The 20,469-nt window shown below is 51.4% G+C and carries 20 protein-coding genes; 14 read left to right on the top strand and 6 right to left on the bottom strand.

Annotation, left to right across the window (positions count from 1 at the left end):
- Window positions 1-6: 6 nt before the first annotated feature.
- From betA to L1D43_RS11405, 9 genes are all read left to right on the top strand, one after another.
- A complete protein-coding gene (gene betA / locus L1D43_RS11445) occupies window positions 7-1,698 on the top strand; it encodes a choline dehydrogenase (RefSeq protein WP_239851699.1) in 1,692 nt (563 codons plus the stop codon).
- Window positions 1,699-1,956: 258 nt separating this feature from the next.
- Window positions 1,957-3,174 (top strand): BCCT family transporter, encoded by a 1,218-nt coding sequence (locus tag L1D43_RS11440; RefSeq protein WP_239851696.1) that lies wholly within the window; start codon window positions 1,957-1,959, stop codon window positions 3,172-3,174.
- A 49-nt stretch (window positions 3,175-3,223) separates the two neighbouring features.
- A complete protein-coding gene (locus L1D43_RS11435; RefSeq protein WP_239851694.1) occupies window positions 3,224-3,928 on the top strand; it encodes a TorF family putative porin in 705 nt (234 codons plus the stop codon).
- Window positions 3,929-4,089: 161 nt separating this feature from the next.
- Window positions 4,090-4,566, top strand: a complete 477-nt coding sequence (locus L1D43_RS11430) for a MarR family winged helix-turn-helix transcriptional regulator (protein WP_041509527.1) — start codon at window positions 4,090-4,092, stop codon at window positions 4,564-4,566.
- Between the two features lie 2 nt (window positions 4,567-4,568).
- Complete coding sequence (locus tag L1D43_RS11425; RefSeq protein ID WP_239851692.1) at window positions 4,569-5,489, top strand: patatin family protein; 921 nt, start codon at window positions 4,569-4,571, stop codon at window positions 5,487-5,489.
- 341 nt (window positions 5,490-5,830) lie between these two features.
- Window positions 5,831-6,217 (top strand): 4-carboxymuconolactone decarboxylase, encoded by a 387-nt coding sequence (gene pcaC, locus L1D43_RS11420; RefSeq protein ID WP_239851690.1) that lies wholly within the window; start codon window positions 5,831-5,833, stop codon window positions 6,215-6,217.
- A 764-nt stretch (window positions 6,218-6,981) separates the two neighbouring features.
- Window positions 6,982-8,070 carry a dsDNA nuclease domain-containing protein gene (locus L1D43_RS11415; RefSeq protein WP_239851688.1) on the top strand — a complete coding sequence of 363 codons (1,089 nt, stop codon included), beginning with the start codon at window positions 6,982-6,984 and terminating at the stop codon, window positions 8,068-8,070.
- A 32-nt stretch (window positions 8,071-8,102) separates the two neighbouring features.
- Entirely contained in the window at window positions 8,103-9,818 is a 1,716-nt protein-coding gene (locus tag L1D43_RS11410; protein ID WP_239851686.1) for a hypothetical protein, read from the top strand.
- Between the two features lie 132 nt (window positions 9,819-9,950).
- A complete protein-coding gene (locus tag L1D43_RS11405) occupies window positions 9,951-10,169 on the top strand; it encodes a hypothetical protein (RefSeq protein ID WP_239851684.1) in 219 nt (72 codons plus the stop codon).
- 169 nt (window positions 10,170-10,338) lie between these two features.
- Here L1D43_RS11405 and L1D43_RS11400 read toward each other — a convergent pair whose 3' ends face one another.
- Window positions 10,339-10,974, bottom strand: a complete 636-nt coding sequence (locus L1D43_RS11400) for a glutathione S-transferase (RefSeq protein WP_239851682.1) — start codon at window positions 10,972-10,974, stop codon at window positions 10,339-10,341.
- Window positions 10,975-11,134: 160 nt separating this feature from the next.
- On the opposite strand from L1D43_RS11400, the gene L1D43_RS11395 reads away from it, so the two are divergent.
- Complete coding sequence (locus L1D43_RS11395) at window positions 11,135-11,725, top strand: TetR/AcrR family transcriptional regulator (protein ID WP_239851680.1); 591 nt, start codon at window positions 11,135-11,137, stop codon at window positions 11,723-11,725.
- 122 nt (window positions 11,726-11,847) lie between these two features.
- Here the strand turns inward: L1D43_RS11395 and L1D43_RS11390 are convergent, their stop codons facing one another.
- A complete protein-coding gene (locus tag L1D43_RS11390) occupies window positions 11,848-12,672 on the bottom strand; it encodes an SPFH domain-containing protein (RefSeq protein ID WP_049766584.1) in 825 nt (274 codons plus the stop codon).
- A 69-nt stretch (window positions 12,673-12,741) separates the two neighbouring features.
- Window positions 12,742-13,440 carry a DUF2461 domain-containing protein gene (locus L1D43_RS11385; RefSeq protein WP_160794293.1) on the bottom strand — a complete coding sequence of 233 codons (699 nt, stop codon included), beginning with the start codon at window positions 13,438-13,440 and terminating at the stop codon, window positions 12,742-12,744.
- 181 nt (window positions 13,441-13,621) lie between these two features.
- Between L1D43_RS11385 and L1D43_RS11380 the strand changes: the two genes are divergently transcribed.
- The 3 genes from L1D43_RS11380 (at window position 13,622) to L1D43_RS11370 (ending at window position 16,404) form a co-directional block, all read left to right on the top strand.
- Window positions 13,622-14,074 carry a YaiI/YqxD family protein gene (locus L1D43_RS11380; protein WP_239851679.1) on the top strand — a complete coding sequence of 151 codons (453 nt, stop codon included), beginning with the start codon at window positions 13,622-13,624 and terminating at the stop codon, window positions 14,072-14,074.
- 330 nt (window positions 14,075-14,404) lie between these two features.
- The gene (locus L1D43_RS11375) at window positions 14,405-15,496 is read left to right on the top strand and encodes a PfkB family carbohydrate kinase (protein WP_239851677.1); all 1,092 of its coding nucleotides are present in this window, start codon (window positions 14,405-14,407) and stop codon (window positions 15,494-15,496) included.
- Window positions 15,490-16,404, top strand: coding sequence for a pseudouridine-5'-phosphate glycosidase (locus L1D43_RS11370; protein ID WP_239851675.1), 915 nt, complete (start codon window positions 15,490-15,492; stop codon window positions 16,402-16,404). Before L1D43_RS11375 ends, L1D43_RS11370 begins: the two co-directional genes overlap by 7 nt.
- 96 nt (window positions 16,405-16,500) lie before the next feature.
- Here the strand turns inward: L1D43_RS11370 and L1D43_RS11365 are convergent, their stop codons facing one another.
- From L1D43_RS11365 to L1D43_RS11355, 3 genes are all read right to left on the bottom strand, one after another.
- On the bottom strand, window positions 16,501-17,037 hold the full coding sequence (locus L1D43_RS11365; RefSeq protein WP_239851673.1) for an NUDIX hydrolase: 537 nt from the start codon (window positions 17,035-17,037) through the stop codon (window positions 16,501-16,503).
- A 44-nt stretch (window positions 17,038-17,081) separates the two neighbouring features.
- Complete coding sequence (locus L1D43_RS11360; protein ID WP_239851671.1) at window positions 17,082-17,789, bottom strand: tRNA (adenine(22)-N(1))-methyltransferase TrmK; 708 nt, start codon at window positions 17,787-17,789, stop codon at window positions 17,082-17,084.
- Between the two features lie 138 nt (window positions 17,790-17,927).
- A complete protein-coding gene (locus tag L1D43_RS11355) occupies window positions 17,928-18,176 on the bottom strand; it encodes a hypothetical protein (protein ID WP_041509207.1) in 249 nt (82 codons plus the stop codon).
- A 357-nt stretch (window positions 18,177-18,533) separates the two neighbouring features.
- Here L1D43_RS11355 and L1D43_RS11350 point away from each other — a divergent pair, with 357 nt between their 5' ends.
- Window positions 18,534-20,363 (top strand): S8 family serine peptidase, encoded by a 1,830-nt coding sequence (locus tag L1D43_RS11350; protein ID WP_239851669.1) that lies wholly within the window; start codon window positions 18,534-18,536, stop codon window positions 20,361-20,363.
- The last annotated feature ends 106 nt before the right edge of the window (window positions 20,364-20,469 follow it).

Raw genomic sequence — 20,469 nt, 5'->3', positions numbered from 1 at the left:
GCGCCCATGACCAATACGACACAAGAATACGATTACATCATAGTCGGCGCAGGTAGCGCGGGCTGTGTGCTGGCCAATCGCCTGTCGCAAGACCCTGAAAATAGAGTGCTGCTGCTGGAAACCGGCGGCAGCGACAAGAGCATCTTCATCCAGATGCCAACCGCACTGTCTATCCCGATGAATACCAAGAAGTATGCCTGGCAGTTTGAGACCGAGGCGGAACCTTACCTGGATAACCGCCGCATGCACTGTCCGCGCGGCAAGGTGCTCGGCGGCTCCTCGTCGATCAATGGCATGGTTTACGTTAGAGGCCATGCGCGCGACTTCGATGAGTGGCAACAGGCGGGGGCCAAAGGTTGGGATTATGCCCATTGTCTGCCCTATTTTAAGAAGGCGGAAACTTGGGCCTTCGGCGGCGATGCCTATCGCGGCGACACCGGCCCGCTTGGGGTTAACAATGGCAACCAGATGAAGAACCCGCTGTATCAGGCATTTGTCGATGCGGGTGTCGATGCGGGCTATTTGTCGACCCAAGATTACAACGGCGCCCAGCAAGAGGGCTTTGGCCCCATGCACATGACGGTCAAAAACGGGGTGCGTTGGTCGACGGCCAACGCCTACCTGAGACCGGCGATGAAGCGCAGCAACCTGACGGTGATCACCCATGCCCTGGTGCATAAGGTATTGCTCGAAGGGAAGCGCGCCACAGGTGTGCGTTTCGAGCGTAAGGGCAAGGTGCAAGAGGTGCTGGCGGCCAAAGAGGTGGTGTTATCGGCAGGTTCTATCGGCTCGCCGCATCTGTTGCAGCTGTCGGGCATTGGGGCGGCCGATGTGCTCGCCTCGGCGGGTGTAGAGCTGGCTCACGAGCTACCGGGCGTCGGCCAGAACCTGCAGGATCATCTGGAGTTTTATTTCCAGTTTAAGTGCCTTAAGCCTATCTCCCTCAACGGTAAGCTCGACCCGTTAAATAAGCTGTTTATCGGTACCCGTTGGATACTGAACAAGTCTGGCCTGGGGGCGACCAACCATTTCGAGTCCTGCGGCTTTATTCGCTCCAAGGCGGGACTGGAATGGCCGGATCTGCAGTATCACTTCCTGCCGGCGGCCATGCGCTACGACGGTAGGGAAGCCTTCGCCGGACACGGTTTTCAGGTGCATATCGGTCACAACAAGCCTAAGAGTCGCGGCGCTGTGACCCTGGCGAGTGTCGACCCTAAGGTGGCGCCAAAGATACAGTTTAATTACCTGTCGCACCCCGAGGATATCGAGGGCTTTAGAGCCTGTGTGCGCCTGACCCGGGAGATCATCAATCAACCCGCATTAGATGAGTATCGCGGCGAAGAGATCCAGCCGGGGATCGGCGTACAGAGTGACGAGGCCATCGACAAGTTTGTCCGCAGTGCGGTAGAGAGCGCCTATCACCCCTCGTGTTCCTGCAAGATGGGCGAAGATGAGATGGCAGTGGTCGATAGCGAGACCAAGGTGCGTGGCATCGACGGGCTAAGGGTGGTGGACTCCTCCATCTTCCCGACGATCCCTAACGGCAACCTTAACGCGCCGACCATCATGGTGGCCGAGCGCGCCGCCGACCTTATCTTGGGGAAAGGCGTGCTGTCACCCAGTGATGCCGAGGTCGTGATTGCACCCGACTGGCAAGAGGCGCAGCGCCAGCAGGCGCCGAAGAGGGCGGCTATCTGAGCAAAGCCGCTGACTAAAGTGTCTGGATAGATTCAACCGGGCCTAAGGCCAGCCTAAGCCGACAGCGTCTCTCGGGGCAAATCGGCTAAATGGCCTAATCCGTCAAAAACCGTTTATCAGGGTTTAAATATCGTTAAAGCGATATTTAAGGCTTGAGGGCTTCTTGCAGCCTTAAAACAGGGTGGCTGACACAAGACAAACTAAATAAAAACGAGTTAACACCATGTTTAATTTGAATTTTAATGTGAGGGAACAATGATGACCGCTTGGTTAACCACAGGGATCTTATTTACGTTCGCGGCGATAGCCTTCGTGCTGTATCGCTGGGGCAATGTGAAGTGTATCGGCGTGACGCCGGTGCGTACTTTTACCTTTATCGCCATTCTGTTTACCTCGGGTCTGGATGTGGGACTGATCATGTTTCCCCTGACCGAGTTTGCGGGCTATGCCGATCTGAGCACCAGCCCAGAGTATGGCTTTAGTAACCCGCTGGCCATCGAGTTTGGTTTCTGGGCCTTCTTGATTTGGGCGTTCTACTTCCTGACCTGTTTCTACTTCTGTGTGATTGAACCTAGGGTGAAGTTTTTCGAGATCCCGCTGGTGAAGTTTATCAATAACCTGGTGATCATCGGCACCTGTGCCTTTACCGCCTATCTGCTATTGACCAACTTGCCCTGGTATCTGCCGGAGATCGGCGACGGTGAATCTGTGGTCGGCACCTTCTATCTGATTGTCTTCGTGGTGATCGCCGCCGCAGTCTATTCCAGCACCAGCATTCGCTATGTACGCACCCTGAGCCTGGCCAGCACCTGGCTGTTTATCGGCTTGATCGCCCTGATGTGGGCCGGAGCCTTCCTCAGCCCCGAGTCGGGCGTGGGCGAGTTTGTGACCACCTTTGCCTTGCTGGGTGACTACTTCGGCAACCTGCATCACTTCGTCCTGCCGTTAAACGACTATCATGAATTTTACCTCTTCTGGTGGTTTGCCTGGAGCATCATGATAGGCCAGTTTACCTCGCGTTTCGTCGGTGGCATGAAGACCTATCAGGTGTTGATCGCCATGATGGTTTTCCCCTCTATCCCCATCGCCATCTGGTTTAGCGTGCTCTATTACTACAGCGTCAACGAGATCGCCACCGCGGGCTTCTATAACATCGCCATGGTCACCGTAGGCATCACCTTCGTGGTGAACTCGTTAGATTCCTTGACCCGTCTTTATACCGACAACCTTAACCTCACGGTGCAGCGTTTCGGCAAGACCAAGTATGTGGTGGGCAATATTGTGCTGATGTCGGCGCTCACCCTGCTGTTTAGCCTCGACTTCTTACAGATCCAATGGGTTGGCGCGCTGGCGATTGCCCTGATCTTGGCCTGTTTCGGTTACATAGTGGCGACCAAGTACCAGAAGGTGGCGGCGATTGAACGCTCGCCAAAAGAAAACCAGATCGATTTCAACAAAATCGAATTGGCAAACTAATCTCAAATGCTAAGTGTGAAAATTAAAGTCATAAAAAAAAGGGAAGATAATGAAACAATCTATCAAGCAATTGGCGCTTTGTGGTCTACTCCTGTTACCCGCTAGTGCGATGGCAGGCCTGAGTTCGACCGTCAATCTGACTTCAGATTACACCTTTAACGGTGTGAGCCAGACAGACAACGGCCCGGCGCTACAGGCAAGTTTAGATTATGGTGTCGATTCTGGTTGGTATGTGGGAACCTGGGCGTCAAATGTCGATTTCGGTGCGGGCGATGATACCTGGCTGGAGTGGGACTTTTACGCGGGCAAGTATATGGCCCTTACCGAGCGCGTGTCATTGGACGCGGGTATCGCTTATTACACCTATCATGGCGACTCCTTTTCAGATGACTATCAGTACCCGGAAGCCTACGCCAAGTTTGGTTACGCGTCGTCTGTGGGCCAGAGTGAGTTGAACTTCTGGTATTCCTGGGACTACTTTGGCGTCGATGCGGGCCACTACATCATGATGGCGGCGCATACCTTTACCCTGGCCGAAGGCCATGACATTCGCATCAGCTTCGATCGCTCGACCTCGCAAGATGAAGACAAATGGTCGTGGAACGGCGACGATGCCTATAACCATTATCGCGTCGAGTACATGACCAGCTGGAACGGGTTCGACTTTAACCTTGCCGCTGAAGACACAAGCATGGATACTGACAACAGCGATACCCGCGCTGTGCTATCTGTGTCACGTACCTTTGCTTTTTAAGCGTGATACCGACAATGGCGATGTGATATAGCCTTAGGTTATAGACAGAAGTCATTAGTGAAAAAGCAGAGCAAGCGATAAGTTTGTTCTGCTTTTTTTCTATTTGAAGCATGAGTCTAGATAACATTTCTGGTATGGTGCGGCTGAAACGAGAGGAGATTATGGAAAAGTACGAACAACTACTGATTTCGCTGCGCCGTGTGATCCGCGCCATCGACATACATTCTCGCCAGCTGAATAAGCAGTCTGGCCTAACGGGCCCTCAGTTAATGGTGATGCAGACCATTGCCGCCTACGACCGTCCGCTGGCCAAGGAGATCGCTCAGGAAGTGGCCCTCAGCCCTGCCACGGTTGCCACCATTATCGACCGCCTCGAGGCGCGTGATCTGGTGGTGAGAACCCGTAGCGAGTCAGACAAGCGCAAGTGGCACCTGTCCCTTAGCGAGGCCGGCATAGATATTCTCAAGGCCGCGCCTAAGCCGCTACAGGATCACTTTATCAAGCGTTATCAAAACCTTGAAGACTGGGAACAGAGCCAGTTACTCTCTGCCGTCGAGCGTATCGCCTCCATGATGGATGCTCAGGAGCTGGATGCGGCCCCTGTACTCCTGGTGGGACAGATCCAGGCGGAAGAATAGCCGTGACGGGCGCAGTATTGCCTGACTTTGCAGCCGCCCGATATGAGGCGGCGGAGCTTAGGGTCGATAACTGCGCCTTAGTGCTGGAAGGTGGCGGCCTGCGGGCCATCTTTACCGCAGGTGTGCTCGATGCCCTGCTACAGGCGGGGATCCATTTTCAGTATCTGGTGGGCGTCTCCGCCGGCGCCATCTATCCCGCCTCCTACCTCTCGCGTCAGCTGGGGCGTAACCTCACCATTCAGCAAAACTTCCTCGCCGACAAGCGCTACATGGGGCTCAAACATCTGCTGCGCACCGGCAACTATGTCAACACCGACTTTACCTATCGGCGCATGGCCCATGAGCTGGTGCCCTATGATTTCGAGGCCTTTAGTCACAGCGAGGCCGAGTTTAAGGTGGGGGCGTTTAACTGCCTGACCGGCGAGACCGACTTCTTCGGCATGGCGGATTTTGCCGATCACGACACCTTCTTAGAGGTGCTCATCGCCTCCAGTAGTCTGCCCTTCATCTCTAAACCGACCTGGCTTGGTGGCACGCCCTATCTCGATGGTGGCATAGGTGCGCCCATTCCCCTGGCTCAGGCCCGTGCAGATGGCTTTAAGCGCCAGGTGGTGATCCTCACCCAGGAGAGTGATTATCGCAAATCCGCCTTTAAGGCCAAATGGCTGGCCAGGCGCCTCTATCGTCGCTATCCCAAGGTGGCCAATGCCCTTATCGAGCGCCACAACACCTATAATCGGGCGCTGGATGAGCTGGCGAAGGCAGAATCCGAGGGCAGCGCCCTGGTGCTGCAACCCGCCACGCCACTAGGCTTGTCGCGCCTGGAGCGGGATGTCAGCAAGGTCGAGGCCGTCTATCGCCGCGGCCTTGAGGAGGGCGAGGCCTTTATCCCGCAGCTGCTGGCGTTTATCGCTAAGGGCTAATAACTCACACCTAAGGCTTCAGGTTTTACACCTAGCGTTTCACGTCTAATACTCAGTCGCTACTCCCCAATGCCTGCTGGCTAGAATCTCATATCTATCACTCTGTCCCTTGTCTGCTAAGCCGCTATCCCTTGATCACTGCGTGCGCTACTTGTTCCAAGCGCCATGTTCTAAGCGCCATGTTCTAAGCGCTATTTTCTAAGCGCTATAGTAATTCGCTGGTGCCTTAATGCTTTAGCCGCAGAGGGGCAGGTTTTGGTTGATCTTTGTCCAGTTTCCAAGCACCTTTAGAGGATGTTTTGTCAAAGTCTCAATTGAATCATGATGTTAAAGGAGTTCCCATGGATAAGGCCAAGTATGAAAAAGGGTTAGGCGTCAGGCGCGAGGTGATGGGCGATGAGTTTGTCGACAGGGCGTTGTCATCGGCCAGTGACTTTACCCAGCCACTCCAGGAGCTGGTGACCCGCAATGCCTGGGGCGAGGTGTGGGCCAGAGAGGGACTCGACAGGCGTACCCGCAGCTTGATCACCATAGCGACCCTAGCCGCACTCAAGGCCTCCACGGAACTCAAGGGCCATGTGCGCGGCGCGCTGCGTAACGGCTGCACCGTCGAGGAGATTCAGGAGGTGTTATTGCATGCCACCGTGTATTGCGGCATGCCGGCCGGGGTTGAGGCGTTTAGGGCGGCGAATGAGGTGATTTCGGAGTGGCTGGAAGGGGAGTCATAAGGGGACTCTCGCCCTTTTGTTTCTGTTGTTGTGATTACCGGGATTGTTGTTTGAAGGGGCGTTGAAGGTCGTACCTTCACTGTAACTTATCGCCTGCCCGGCGAGGGGAGTGCAAGCACTCTTTTGGCACGCCGACTTTTTGTCAAAGAGAGTCATCCCTGGAGGCTTCACGGCGGTGCTGACCTACATGGATGTAGGGAATGCCAAAAGATGTAGGGAACATATTTGGCCATGCCGCCGAGAGCCAAAAGTGTGCTTACACTGAGTATCTAACGTCTCTTCGATTCATCGTCGATTGTTTTTGATTAGGAGGCAGCATTTGGCCACATTTGTATTTGTGAGGGATTTGAAGGTCGTACCTTCATGGCAATCTATCGCCTGCCCGGCGGGGGCTGTGCAAACACGTTTTTGGCTCGCAGCAAGTCCATCCATGGATGCTCTGCGAAATCATCCATGATTTCGAAGGCCAAAACCGTGTTTACACAAGTATTTCAACGCTTCTTCGATTGGAGGTGATCGGGTTCGAATAGATTCAACTCACTATTTTTTTTGTGAAAAAATCTTTGACTAAATGTGACTTGGCATGTTGTGTAGTCTCTACAAGATAGATTAAAGTATCACCAATCAAGGACAGAGCTAGGCCAACTCGAATCAAACATCGATTACGCCATTCAGGGAATGAAAAAGCCAACCACATGCGCTAATCATATCCCTTATAAGGCTAACTCTGACCCCATTTATTCAGGAATTAGGCCTTCTTAAAAATGAACAGTACAATTCAGTATGACCTAATTAAAGTGCCTCAAACTGAGAATGCAGGCTCTCGTTCCCCTGCAAGATTTGCATATCAAAGAAATTGGGCTCTAGCAGAACTGATCGAATATCATTTAGAAGGAAAAGATTACGTTTTCGCCTTTGAGTTCCACGATGACATACTGATACTTGACTCTGAAGATAATCCATCTAACCTGCAATTTGTACAGGTGAAAACCAAAACAACCGGCAAAAAATGGACTGTTCATGATCTCACCAAGTCGGAAAAAGGCAAGAAAGGGAATCCAGACAAGCTCTCAATAATCGGTAAATTATACGAAAATAAGAAAAACTTCTCCAGTCACAGCAGTCAACTGCGTTTTGTCACTAATGCATATTTCTCATTCATTGAACCTACACCTACAACAACAGCAGATCGGCTAGAAAAGAACGATCAAGATAAGATAACTAATGCAGTCCAAACACAGCTTGGAATTGGTGCTGTTGATTTAAGCTCTCTCAAACTAGAACAAAGTTCTCTAAGTGTTGATGACCATGAAAAGCACATTCGAGGCATTCTGCATAACTTCTTTGAAGAGTTATTTGGAAGTGATCACAACATCCCTGTATCACCTTGGTATCAGTCCATATCTGACCAGATTAAAGTCAAAAACAATTACCCATCAGAACAAATAAAATCTTTCGATGATTTAATTCGAAACAAATGCATTACAAAATCTGAAATTGAGGACTTTGTGCAGCGGGTTAACCGTTCTCATAATAGCGGTGATAACTGGGACTTCGTCAAACCCCAGCTACAAACGGAAGGCTTTGGTTTTCAGGAGTTGATAAAGCTTCAGCGGAGCTGGCAAAAGTACAGCACCGATAGACTGGACTACGACAACACTGCGCTAAAGACTCTCGAAAGTGACATTTCTAGAGCAATGAACGGAACCTCACTTGGAGACTCTCCAACATTAAAATACGTGGTTTCAAGCATTAGAAAAGACATATCTAAAAAGCTGTCAAAAGTAGAGAGTATTTTTGACTCCCACTACATAGATTCGATTATTCTGTGGCAATACTGTGAACAATTATAACTTTAAGAAACTTGTAAGGTATTTACGAAAAAATGGAACTAAATCAGCTGCTAATAAAGAAATTGACAATCCTGTCGATACCGGAGAAGTCCGCAAAAACAGTGACGTTCCATCCACAAAGAAACCTGATAACGGGCGAGAATGACGTCGGTAAATCTTCAATTATCAAGTCAATCTATCACTCACTCGGCGCTGATGTTCAGTTTGACAATATCTGGGAGAAAGCTGACGCTATTAGCCTACTAACATTTTCGTATAGCAATAAAGATTACATGATCTTACGCTCCAGAGATCATTTTGGACTATTTGATGAATACGGCAATCTCCTTCAATCTTTTGACAGCATTATCAAAGGTCTTTCACCTTATTTCGCCAAACTGTTCAACAACAAGTTACAGCTCAAACAATCACAAACAAATCAAAGAATACCTGCTTCACCTGCTATTCAGTTTCTGCCATTTTACATTGATCAGGATAAGAGCTGGACAAAACCATGGGACTCATTTGAAGGCCTCGGCGTATTTAGTGGTTTCAAACGAGATTTAATCAATTTCGTCACAGGTATACGTTCGAACGAATACTTCCTGTTATCCGAGCAAATAGACCAGCTTTCAGCCAAATTAAAAACACTTAAAAATGAATCAGGGGTTCTCAGTTCCGCTAGAAAGACTGTAGAAAAACACATCCCAAAAGCCACTTTTGACATTGATATCAAAGCTTTTAAAAGAGATATAGACAGGCTGCTTGTTAAACTGGAAGTGCTAAAGAACAAGGAAAACGAATACCGAAAAAATCTTATTAAACAAAAGAGTAAAGAAGCATTTATCGATAATGAGATTACCTTAGTCAGCAAGTCAATTCGGGAGATCAATAAAGACTATGAACATTCATTAAATGAGCTTGATTGTGAAATCACTTGCCCAACTTGTAATGCATCTTATGAAAACTCAATGGTATCCAGGTTCGGACTTTTGAAGGACATTGACACCTGTCGTAGTCTTCTCTCTGACTATTTAGAAGATAAAAAGAAAATCACAAAAGAAGTGACGAAACTAGAGAGTCAACTCAACCTGCAAGTTGCTAAGGTTCGCGAAATTACAGCCATTCTTAATAAGAAAAAAGGCAAAGTTCGCCTTAAAGACCTCATTCAAAATGAAAGTTCCAAGCAGGTTAAAGAAATCTTTAATCGAAGCCAGAGCAACTATAGCACGCAAATTGGTGGGGTTGAGGAACAGAAAACAGAACTTGAGTCTGCCCGCTCAAATTTGAACAACAGGGAACGTAAAGACTCTATTGTCAGCAGGTTTAATACGCTTATTGACCTATTTTTAATAAAGCTTAATGTTCACACCCTTAATTCAGATGGGTTCAGCGATATTCCATTATCAGTTAGATCCCAAGGTAGTGATACGCCACGAGCCCTGTTGGCCTATTACTATTCTGTTCTATTTACCTCTAAAGAGTTTACATCCTTACCGTTGTTTCCTTTGGTTATTGACTCGCCAAACCAGCAAGATCAGGATGCTACAAACAGGCATAAGATCATCAAGTTTATTTTTGAGAATACACCTGATGACTACCAGTTAATCTTAGGTACTGTCGATTTACACGGGGTTGAATATGACGGGCATATTATTTCCCCTGTAACTAAGCTCAAACTACTGGACAAGGATGAATTTGAAGATAGCTATGCTGAAATAGCCCCTCTTATCGACAGGCTTCAAACCAGCTTAGTTACTGGCTCGTAACTAAATTGGTGACTTTAAAGATTAGGTGTGGTTAAGGCTGCATATAACAAACAAATGTTGTCTAGCGGGTTTTTTATTGTGCTCCAAATTAGCCGCCAAAGTGGGTTTTATATGTATTTAAAGGAGAATATTATGAAAGATGAATATAAACAAAAAATTGGAATTCCAGACGAGCATGAACTAGTCCAAACCGCTACAAAGTGGGAACAGCGAAAAGGAAAAGATACTGATACCTATTGGTATGATGAAGTTAATACTGAGGGAGATGTGGTCGCGAAATATGTCGTTAAAGATGCAACTTCAATTTATCCCCCTTTTGGTAATAGCGTTACTTGGGAAAAAATCGACTAACAAATACATATAGCCAGTTGGTAAGTAAACTCTATAGAATATTTCTTTTTGTCCTTACCAAGATGTTGATCTAGCAATTACAACGTTCACCTATTTTTTAGTGGCTTGAACGGCGAGCTTTGGCTTGGGCTCGCCTTGTTTGTTTTAGCCTTTTAGGCCTGACGTTGTGTTAGCCGTTAAGGTCTATGATGGCGGGGCGTTGTTCCATCTTGTTGAGCCAGGCGGTGAGGTGGGGCTGGTCGTCGCTTGGGGTGATCTCCAGGTGTTTGATGAAGCTCATCATCACGTAGGCGGTGATGTCGGCGATGGAAAACTTCTGTCCGGCGACAAAGGGCTGCTGGCCGAGCTGCTGCTCTAGCGTTGGCAGAAACTCTATCACGCGCTGGCGGGATTCTTCTCCCCAGGCCTCGACGCAGCGCTCTCTGTCTTCATACACCTTAGTGATGTTTCTAAAGGCTTGGAAGGCGACGAATAGGCCCTGCAGCTCGCAGATCCTCTGCCACATCTCAACCTGAGCCTTCTCTAGCGGCGTGTCGCCAAACAGCGAGTGTGCTGGAGCAATGATCTCGTCGAAGTAGCGGCAGATAGCCACAGATTCACACAGGGTCTGACCGTCGTCGAGCTCGAGTACCGGGATGCGGCCGTTGACGCTGATGGCCTTAAACTCATCACTCAGATTGTCACCGGCGCGCAGGTTGAGACTCTCACGCTCGAGGCCTGTCTCTTGTTCGTTTAGGCCGAGTTCCTTAAGGAAGATATTGACGCGTCGGGCGCTGGGGGTCATGGCTAATTCGTAGAGTTTCATCTATCCCTCTCTGACTCTTGTGGTAGTTGTTGTGGTGGCCTCAGTTGAAGGTTTTTTCTTTAACTGAACGCTCGTTTAGAATAGAATCTAATTCATAACTGAACGTTCGGTCAAGAAACTTGTTGCGAACACATGTGACTAATTCAGAGCAAAATCATCTATGGCGAGAAGTTGTAATTTCGATAGACAAGACAAGCTGATAGCAGCCATGGAGCTGTTTTGGCAGAAGGGCTATGCCGATACTTCGGTAGCGGATCTGGTGGATCACCTTAAGATTAACCGCTTTAGTCTGTATAACAGCTTCGGTGACAAGCTGAGCCTGTATCGTGAGGCGCTGGCCTACTACTTCGATAACCATGCCATGCCCAATCTCACGCCCCTGTTTGTCGAGACGGCGGGCTTAGATGAGTTGGTGACTTATCTGGAGGAGTTTATCGTCAGGCAGTCTAACCAGCCCTTCGGCTGTTTCTTGCAAAATGCCGTGCTGGAAAAATACCTAAGCGATGAGGTGGTGCAGGGGATCTGTACTCGCCTGTTTGACGAGCTGCATCAGACCTTCGAGCGGTTGCTGGAAGGGGCGCAGCAACGCGGTGAGTTGTCGGCAGGTGTCCAATGTGCGCAGCTGGCAAGCTTTCTGGTGATGCAGATGCAGGGAATACGTGTGCTGGGCAAGGCGAGGCAGCAGGCGCGTATCGCTCAGGCCCGTGAGGTGCTTATGGGTTATCTTAAATCGCTAGCTGTGAGTGGTTAGCTTAAGTTGCTCGCTAACTAGTTTGTTTAAGGCACGCGAATCTAGGTTCAATAATTCTTTATCTCTAACGCTTCTAGTGCCTGTCGCCTAAATGACGACAGGCTTTTTGGGTTCCGTTACTGCTATTTGGCGCCCTTGATCAGAGGGATGCCGTTGGTGCCCACCGGAATGTAGACGGTAGTGTGATTCGGCGAGTCCGCCATCTTCAGTTGGGCGTTAATCGCCTCGTGCTGTAGATAGTTGGGCGTTAGGGTCTCGTTGATGATCTTCTGCGCCTGGGCGATCCCCTTGGCCTCTTCGATACGGATCTCCGCATCCTTCTGTGCTATCTCCTTCTGGGTCTCTTTTTCCGACAGCAGCTGCTGGGCGGCGAGCTTCTTCTCGACCGCGATGGCGACTATGTCGGGATAGTTGATATTACCCACGATCACATTGTTGAGCTGAAAGGGCGATGTCTTGAGGTAGTCCTTGAGCTTGACCGACACCGCCTGGGCGATCTCCGAGCGGTTCTCCTTGAGCGCCACGCTGTCGTAGCGCTGCACCTCGTCCCGTACATAGGTGCGGAAGGTCTCGCGCACGAAACGTACATACCAGTTCTCGGCGCCATATTTTTCCACCACCTCTTTCACTGTGCCCGACTTGATGGCAATCACCGCATGAAAGTTGAAGCTGATGTTGAGGTCGTCCTTGGCGAGGATCTTAAAGTTTTCCGTGTAGGTGTTGGGACGCATGTCGATGTTGATCACTTCGTTGCGCCACAGGGAGACCCCATAGTTGCTGGGGCCTATGAGGGTGCCGCGATAACCGCCTGCGCCGAAGATACGTGGCTTCTCAAACACATAGCCCTCTTCCCCCGCCGGGGTGTTGGGGTTGGTGCAGCCCGTTAGGCCGCCCGCAAGGGGCAGTACCACCACAAGCGGTGCGATAAATTTGAGGCGATTGAACATGTTCAGGCGCTGGCTCAGACGTGAGTTTAGCGGCTTGTTTTGTCTACGATTAAACATCAAAAATCCTTTTTAATAATCTAGGTCCAGGGCGAAACAGAGGTAGCCCATGAGTTTGTTGACCTGGCTAAACTGCTTGGCGCACCAGGTATCGAAATCCTCGGCAAACAGCTGCCGGGTGTCGAGTGGTTTGATGGCGATAAAGTCTTTGCGCTTGAGCTCATCAATCATGGGGTGATGCTTGTCAAAGCCCTTGGGCGGGCGCTGCAGGCTGTCGCCCTCCATGTTAAATCCAGCGTCGCTCAGCTGCTTGAGCGCCTGTTTGTAGGCGTTGGGGTTATCGTCGATGCAGCTGCGGATCTGGCTTAGCGCCTTGCTGTCTGGGTGCCAGATGCCAGCGCCGAGGAAGCAGCCATCGTTGGCGATATGCAAATACAGTCCAGGAGCGTGCACATCTTTGCCCTGGAAATGGCGAAACTGAATGCCGACGTTGATCTTATATGGGGTCTTGTCCTTGCTAAAGCGGGCATCGCGTTGGGGGCGCATCAGGCTGCCGCCGACCTTCTTGGGCACGGCGGTGAGGCGCGGCGAGAGCTTGGCGATATGGGGCGCCATGACACTGATAAAGTTGAGCGCCGGGGTGCGTACCTTGGCCTCATACTCGCTTTGGTGGCTCTTGAACCAGTCGCGCTCGTTATTGCTTGCCAGCTTGGCGAGAAAGTCGAGGCAGTCTGGGGTAAATATGGCTTCCCTGGGGGCCGATGTGGTCATAATCTGTGCCCTATGTCCTAATTATCAATATCTTGGCTAAATTACCATATTCCCTGCAAAGAGTGTTAATGCCTAGGCCCTAGTGATTGCTGGATTGTGCATTCTGCGAAGGGCGATAGCCGCTTGCTATGTTATAGTGCGCTCCATGCTCAACGCTATGTCGATATAACAGGAAAGAGAGATGAAAATTTGGGTCGATGCCGATGCCTGTCCGGGTGTGATTAAGGAGATACTGTTTCGTGCCGCCGAGCGCGCCGAGATCGCAGTGACCTTAGTGGCCAACCATGCTATGCGTATTCCGCCGTCGCGTTTTATCCAGTTGGTGACGGTGTCGTCCGGCTTCGATGTGGCCGACAATGAGATAGTGCGGCGCGCGGCGCCTGGCGATCTGGTGATCACCGCCGATATTCCCCTGGCCTCGGAGGTGATCGACAAGGGGGCGCTGGCGCTCAATCCCCGTGGCGAGCTGTACACTGAGCATAACATTAAGTCTATCCTCAACATGCGCGATTTTATGGATACCATGCGCGCCAGCGGCGTGCAGACCGGCGGCCCGGCCGCCATAGGCCAGAGTGAGAAACAGGCCTTCGGTAACCAGCTGGATCGCCTGCTCACCAAACACCACAAACGCTAGGTCGATGTTAGTGCTTTGCATTAGTGCTCGATATGAGTGTAGGCATTAATGCTCAGAATTAGTGGCTAGCGCCTCGTAACAGCGAATCCCTAAGCGCCAGGTTGGCGCTTTTTTTGTGCCAAAATGTGAGTGGATACTGACGCCACAACGCCTGTCAGCCTGGGATTGCGCTCAGAGCCGAGTGAGGCGCACCTCACATAACTATTTGATTGTGAATTTGTTTGTCTTGCACTGGCCGCATAAATCGATTAACTTAAAACAAAAGTTTGCAATACAAACATTTGTTTGTTTTGCGGCGATGTATCCTTAATGCTGAGTGAGATTGCCGTAATGACGGAACGTGAATTAGAAATCCTAGCACTACTCAAGCAAGACCCTCTGATCCCCCAGCTGGAGCTGGCGGATCGTCTTGGGATCAGCCGCTCTGCGGTGGCTGGTCATATCATGAACCTGACCAACAAAGGCATTATCCGTGGCAAGGGCTATATTCTAGCCGAAGCCAAGTTTGCCATGGTGGTCGGCGGGGCCAACATGGATATTCTCGGTCGCCCGGCTGCCAACCTGCGGGTGGGGGATTCTAACCCCGGCAGTGTCAGCTGCTCCCCCGGTGGTGTGGGGCGTAACATTGCCGAGAACCTGGCGCGCCTAGGCTCAGATACCCGCCTGATGACCGCAGTGGGCAAAGATGCCTATGGCCAGCAGATCGTCGAGCATTGTCAGCGCGCCGGTATCGACATGAAACCCAGCTTGCAGCTGAGCGATGGCGTGACCTCCACCTACCTCTCGGTGCTCGATGGTGACAGCGACATGCATGTGGCGATCAACGACATGGCGATTCTGGAGCGTCTCGGGGTCGAGCAGCTCAAGAGTCAGCAGGAGATGTTCAAACGCGCCAGCCTCATCATAGTCGATGCCAACTTGTCTGATGCAGCCTTAGCCTACTTGCTGAGCAACTTTGCCGATATCCCGCTGTTTGTCGATACCGTTTCCTGCGCCAAGGCGGAGAAGATTAAGCCCTACCTGAGCGCGGTACATACCCTCAAGCCTAACCTCAAAGAGGCCGAGCAGCTCTCCGGCATAGCCATCGCCAACTATGGCGAGTTGCCTATGCTGGCCAGCTGGTTCCATGAGCAGGGCGTGCAGCGAATATTCCTGAGCCTGGGAACCGATGGGGTGTTTTACAGTGATGGTGAGGAGCAGGCCCTTGTTCCGGCCATTCCGGTCGAGATGGTCAATGCCAACGGCGCCGGTGATGCCTTCCTCGCGGGCCTGGCCCACGGCTTTATTCAAGGTTGGTCGTCCCGTCAGTCGACCGAGTTTGCCATGGCGGCGGCGGTGGTTGCCCTGTCGGATCTGGCAACCATCAATCCAAATATGTCTGAAATATCAGTTAACCGAGTTATCAAGGAGTCTCTATGTTAGCGCAGTACCTAGATATCAACCCAGAAGTGAAAGCGGCATTGGATGCCGGCCGTCCCGTGGTGGCACTGGAATCGACCATCATCTCTCACGGTATGCCTTATCCGCAAAATGTCGAGACTGCCCTGAAGGTAGAGCAGATCATCCGCGATAACGGCGCTGTGCCAGCCACTATCGCGATTCTCAAGGGACGCCTCAAGGTGGGCATGACTCATGAGGAGATCGAGTATCTGGGTAAGGCGGGTCAGGCTGTGATCAAGACCAGCCGCCGCGACATCCCCTTCATCGTGGCCAAGCAGGCCGATGGTGCCACCACAGTGGCCTCGACCATGATCCTGGCGGCGATGGCGGGCATCAAGGTGTTTGCGACCGGCGGTATCGGCGGCGTGCATCGCGGCGCCCAGCAGACCTTCGACATCTCGGCGGATCTGCAGGAGCTGGCCAACACAGATGTGGCCGTGGTATGCGCCGGTGCCAAGTCGATTCTGGATATCGGCCTGACCCTAGAGTATCTGGAGACCCAAGGGGTGCCGGTTGTCGGCTATGAAACCGAGACACTGCCTGCCTTCTACACCCGTGAGAGCGATTTTGGTGTCGACTATCGTCTGGACACCCCTAAGCAGGTGGCCGATGCCATGATGGCCAAGTGGCAGATGGGCCTCAAGGGCGGCGTGGTGGTCGCTAACCCTATCCCGGCCGAGTATGCCCTGGATAAGGCGATGATCGATCAGGTGATTAAAGATGCTGTGACCGAGATGGATGCCAAGGGGATCTCTGGTAAGGCCTCGACGCCTTTCTTGTTGGCCAAGGTCGCCGAGAAGACCGAAGGCAGCAGCCTGGCGGCCAACATCCAGTTGGTGTTTAACAACGCCAAACTGGCGGCGCAGATTGCCTGTGAATACAGTCGTTAATACCTATTGCTAGGAATTAAAAAGAGCGCTGCGGCGCTCTTTTTTTTGTGGGTTTACGGGTGGTTTATCTTGAGATGATTTTAATTCGTGAGCAGTTTAGCAAGTGAGCAGCTCATCGCGGATCAGCCTCAGCAGATAGGTCTCGCGCTCGATAGACAATCCCTTCTTCTCGCTATGGGCCATGGTGTGCTCATTGTGGGCAATTGCCTCATGAATCTCTATCCAGACCGGGTGCATGCCGTTTTGTAGCTCATGGCTCTCAAGCCTAGTATCGCCCAGCTCCTCACCAATTTCGCAGACGAAGCAGTAAGACTCCATCTGCACAAAATCGAATTCGGGTTTATACCAGGGGCGAAACTCCTGGTAGCGGCCGAACTCGCTCAATATCTCGATAGTATGGGCGCCGGTTTCCTCCTCCAGCTCCCTAAGCAGCGCCTGGCGAATATCTTCGCCCTCATCCACGCCGCCGCCGGGAATGCTATAGTCGTGATATCGCGCCGTGTAGAGCATCAATATTTGGCTACCCCTAAGTACTATGGCGCGCGCCGCGCGGCGGATGAAGCCCTGTCCGGCTACCTCCTCTGGCGTGGCGGCGTTAAGGTCGGGATGGATAGTGGATTTCAGCAGGCGCATAAGTGACTCACTTGAAGATGAAAAAGAATGCCAAAGATAAAAGGCTAGGCGCTAAGCAAGTCCAGCTGCGCCTGATAATCTGAGATGGCGCGATCGAGCAGCGGTTTCTGCTCCAGCTGGCTGCCTCTGACCACCTGATGATAGTGTTTCAAAAGGCGCCTTAGATAGGCCACTTGTGTCTCGATTGGCGCCTGTGACCAGAGCCTGTCGCCAATCGCCGTGATGGGACGCTTGCCGTGGCGCGCCACATGCAAAAGCTCGTAGCAGCGCTTGTTCTCACTGATGAGTTTCTCGTCGACGAGCCCAAGCCTTATTGCACTTAGCCTGTCTCTGAGCTGATAGGTGTGATGCACGGGGCAGAGCAGAAACTCTATGTTTTGCCCCAGGGCATCGGCGCTGGCTTGAATCGCGCTCACCAGCTCGCCGGTGAGTTCGCCGCCGACGCCGGCGATGATCACCAAGTGCGGCGTCTCGCTCGGATAGTTCGCCAGCGGTAGCTTAGCCACATCCATACAGTGCACCCGCCATTGAGGGCTGGTGGCATCTTGATTTAGTGGGAAGAAGCGCTCGAGTTTGTCCTGCAGGGTCTGCATTATGCCAGGCACGATGTCGACAAAATGCATGGTACCGGCCACTTGCTTCTTAAGCAGGGCGGCGCCGAGCAGGCCGTGATCGCAGCAGCAGTCCCAGATATGTTCGTAAGGGCCATCGACCATGGCCTGCAGGTGAGAGAGGCGTTGACTGAGTTTCAAGCTATGACTCGTTATAGGTGATACATGATACTTGCTAGCGCGATAGGATGATAGTGGGTCTGTACTGTCTTGCAGGCACAGCTGATGCTATATCGTATCTGGGCTTATAATTCCTAGGCGGGCTTACTTTAGGCGAGGCTAGAGCAGCTCGATCTCCAGTTCGATATCCGTGCAGCCCTTCTTACAAAACACGCCGTAGTGGCCGGTTTGTGCCTTCTCCGTGGGTACGATTAACTGCAGTGGTTGTTTACAGGTCTGGCAATCGACCCGGTTGCCCTTAAATAGCCGCTTGATCAGGTTCTTCTGCTCGTTAAAGGAGCTGGCCGTGCTCTTGTTGATGGCCGAGAAGTCTATCGACTGGCTTGAGGCCTTGGCATTATTTGTCATCGTCAATGTCGTCAATGGTGGCAAATGAGCCCCTAGTATACCAGCCTTGGCGCTTTGCAACAGCGCTTTTACCCGTCGTGTCGCCGGCTTTGATGTATGGCCTAGCCGCTTGTCTGGTGAGGCAATGATCTGGCCTGCAAATTCTACTGCCAAACAAATTGTACGCCTGTGCAACATATGTTTATTTTTTGTTAACACCTTGTTGCCTTTGAGTTGGTGTGATAGTTTGTGCCTTGTTGTGTGGTAGTAAATGCCAAATCAGGTCGCAATTGAAGAGAGAAATACCGCGGCATTTGCTATTCAGGGAAGTTCTAATAAAAAGACTCTTAACAAAATAAATATAATGGAGAGACCTCTATGAAGTTAACTAAGTTGGCAAGTGCAGTAATGGCTTTAAGTGTTGGCCTATCAACTCAGGCATTTGCCGATGATGATCGTTACATCATCCAGGTAGACAATGGCAGTAAGGGTGTCGTTAAGGCACTGGCAAAGCAGCTAGGCGCACAGATCCACGTTGATGGTGACGGCTTTATCGCTGCAACCTTTACGGGCAAAGATTTGGCCCAGGTCAAGGGACTGTTAAATAACCCACATGTAAAATTAGTCGAGGCGGATCAGCGTCGTCATCTGATGAGCTTTAGCGATGACGCGGGCAACCCAATGACACAGCAGGTTACACCTTACGCCGTGTATCAGTCACAGGCCGACCAGGTGACCTTCAATGCTGCAGCTGGCATGAAGGTGTGTATCATCGACTCTGGCCTGGACGCGTCTAACCCAGATTTCGTTTGGAATAACATCACAGGTGACAACGATTCGGGTACGGGTAACTGGAACGTCAACGGCGGTCCACACGGTACTCACGTTGCCGGTACTATCGGTGCCGCTGACAACAATGTTGGTGTAATTGGTATGGCGCCTGGCGTCGATATGCACATCATCAAGGTATTTAACGCCGAAGGTTGGGGTTACTCATCTGATCTGGCACACGCCACAAACCTGTGTAGCGCGGCCGGAGCTAACATCATCAGCATGAGCCTAGGTGGCGGCGGATCAAACTCTACCGAATCTAATGCCTTCCAAGCCTTCGTCGATGCGGGCGGCCTAGTGGTTGCTGCGGCGGGTAACGATGGTAACAACGTACGTTCATACCCAGCTGGTTACCCATCTGTCATGATGGTGGGCGCGAACGATGCGAACAACAACATCGCCGATTTCTCTCAGTTCCCATCTTGTACTTCGGGTCGTGGTCCTAAGGCGACTTCAGACGAGACTATCTGTGTGGAAGTGACTGCAGGTGGTGTAGATACACTGTCTACTTACCCAGCAGGCATGGCGACAGCCTCTAACCTGACTGCCGATGGCGCTTCATTTGCCAGCAGCGCAATGGAAAACGCAGGCGTGGTTTCTGGCAACACCTATTTCATGGGCACTGCCGAGGCGACCGATGCGGGCGCGAACGGTAACATCTGTGTGATCGATCGCGGTGCGATCTCTTTCCACGACAAGGTGGCTAACTGTGAAAACTCTGGTGGTATCGGTGCGATCATCATCAACAACGAGCCTGGCATGCTGTATGGCACACTAGGCGATACCAACACCACTTCTATCCCAGCAGTGGGTGCTGCACAGGAAGATCGTGCTGCGCTATTGGCGGCGAGCACTGCAACTGTGGATATCGGCACCTCTGATTACGGCTTCATGAGCGGTACTTCTATGGCAACGCCAGCCGTGTCTGGTATTGCGGCCCTGGTTTGGTCTAACCATAACCAGTGTACCGGTAGCGAGATCCGTGCGGCGCTGAAGGCGACAGCCATGGATAGCGGTGCGCCGGGTAAAGATGAGTACTTTGGTTACGGTATCGTTCAGGCTGCGGCTGCCGATGCTTACCTGACGGCTAACGGCTGTGCCGGTGGCGACAATGGTGGCGGAAACAACGGTGGCGGTGATTTCTCTATCTCAGCGAATGGTTATAAGAGTAAGGGCGTTAAGAAAGTTGATCTGACCTTCTCTGGCGCAGCGGGTGCAAACGTAGATGTTTACCGTGACGGTGGCAAGATTGCGACCACTTCGGCAAGCAGCACCTACACTGACACCATCAACACTAAGGGCGGCGGAACTTACGTTTACAAAGCCTGTGACGAAGGTACTTCTACCTGTACTGCTGAGCAGACTGTTGTTTTCTAAACAGTGTCCCTGAGTAACATAAAAAACGCAGCCTAGGCTGCGTTTTTTTATCGTTAAGTTTCCGAAGAATAGACCGTTATTGAAGGTGTGATAGGGTAAAGCTAAG

This window comes from Shewanella sp. Isolate8 (assembly GCF_022398495.1).
Lineage (GTDB): Bacteria > Pseudomonadota > Gammaproteobacteria > Enterobacterales > Shewanellaceae > Shewanella > Shewanella aquimarina.
This window is presented reverse-complemented; position numbering and strand designations above follow the sequence as displayed.

Coding starts and splice junctions, on each gene's coding strand:
- betA (WP_239851699.1), top strand. CDS start 7: ATGACCAATACGACACAAGAATACGATTACATCATAGTCGGCGCAGGT.
- L1D43_RS11440 (WP_239851696.1), top strand. CDS start 1,957: ATGACCGCTTGGTTAACCACAGGGATCTTATTTACGTTCGCGGCGATA.
- L1D43_RS11435 (WP_239851694.1), top strand. CDS start 3,224: ATGAAACAATCTATCAAGCAATTGGCGCTTTGTGGTCTACTCCTGTTA.
- L1D43_RS11430 (WP_041509527.1), top strand. CDS start 4,090: ATGGAAAAGTACGAACAACTACTGATTTCGCTGCGCCGTGTGATCCGC.
- pcaC (WP_239851690.1), top strand. CDS start 5,831: ATGGATAAGGCCAAGTATGAAAAAGGGTTAGGCGTCAGGCGCGAGGTG.
- L1D43_RS11415 (WP_239851688.1), top strand. CDS start 6,982: ATGAACAGTACAATTCAGTATGACCTAATTAAAGTGCCTCAAACTGAG.
- L1D43_RS11410 (WP_239851686.1), top strand. CDS start 8,103: ATGGAACTAAATCAGCTGCTAATAAAGAAATTGACAATCCTGTCGATA.
- L1D43_RS11405 (WP_239851684.1), top strand. CDS start 9,951: ATGAAAGATGAATATAAACAAAAAATTGGAATTCCAGACGAGCATGAA.
- L1D43_RS11400 (WP_239851682.1), bottom strand. CDS start 10,974: ATGAAACTCTACGAATTAGCCATGACCCCCAGCGCCCGACGCGTCAAT.
- L1D43_RS11395 (WP_239851680.1), top strand. CDS start 11,135: ATGGCGAGAAGTTGTAATTTCGATAGACAAGACAAGCTGATAGCAGCC.
- L1D43_RS11390 (WP_049766584.1), bottom strand. CDS start 12,672: ATGTTCAATCGCCTCAAATTTATCGCACCGCTTGTGGTGGTACTGCCC.
- L1D43_RS11385 (WP_160794293.1), bottom strand. CDS start 13,440: ATGACCACATCGGCCCCCAGGGAAGCCATATTTACCCCAGACTGCCTC.
- L1D43_RS11380 (WP_239851679.1), top strand. CDS start 13,622: ATGAAAATTTGGGTCGATGCCGATGCCTGTCCGGGTGTGATTAAGGAG.
- L1D43_RS11375 (WP_239851677.1), top strand. CDS start 14,405: ATGACGGAACGTGAATTAGAAATCCTAGCACTACTCAAGCAAGACCCT.
- L1D43_RS11370 (WP_239851675.1), top strand. CDS start 15,490: ATGTTAGCGCAGTACCTAGATATCAACCCAGAAGTGAAAGCGGCATTG.
- L1D43_RS11365 (WP_239851673.1), bottom strand. CDS start 17,037: ATGCGCCTGCTGAAATCCACTATCCATCCCGACCTTAACGCCGCCACG.
- L1D43_RS11355 (WP_041509207.1), bottom strand. CDS start 18,176: ATGACAAATAATGCCAAGGCCTCAAGCCAGTCGATAGACTTCTCGGCC.
- L1D43_RS11350 (WP_239851669.1), top strand. CDS start 18,534: ATGAAGTTAACTAAGTTGGCAAGTGCAGTAATGGCTTTAAGTGTTGGC.